Here is a 390-nt window from a genome sequence, read left to right as displayed (position 1 = left end):
GGGGGGGAAAGGAGAAGAAGGAAGAAGAGAGGGAGAGAGGGAGAGGGGGAGAGGAGAGGGGGAGAAGAGAAAGGGGAGAAAAAAGAGAAAAAGGGAGGGGGGGGGAGGGGGAGGGGAAGAAGGGGAAAAAAGGAGGGAGGGAAGAGGGGGGGAAGAAGGAAGGGAGGGGAGGAGGAGGAAGGAGAGGGGGAGAGGGAAGAAAAGAAGGAAGGGGGGGGGGAGGAAGAGAGAGGGGAAAGGAAAGAAGAGAAGGAAAAGAGGGAGAAAGGGGGGAAGAGAGGGGGGGGAAGGAGGGGAAAGAAGAAAGAGAGAAAGGAAGAGAGAGGAGAGGGAAAAGGAGAAGGAGGGGGGGAGGGGGAGAGAAAAAAGGAGAAAAGGAGGGGAGGAAAA

1 protein-coding gene is annotated in these 390 nt (G+C 56.9%); it reads left to right on the top strand.

What is annotated here, in order from left to right; genetic code table 11:
- The coding region (locus tag KH400_RS29950) for a hypothetical protein (RefSeq protein ID WP_217228243.1) at window positions 1-390 on the top strand (390 nt) is incomplete at both ends.

The organism is Desertibacillus haloalkaliphilus (assembly GCF_019039105.1).
Taxonomy (GTDB): domain Bacteria; phylum Bacillota; class Bacilli; order Bacillales; family KJ1-10-99; genus Desertibacillus; species Desertibacillus haloalkaliphilus.
Note: the sequence above shows the minus strand (reverse complement) of the source record. Positions and strands in the feature narration are given on the sequence as shown.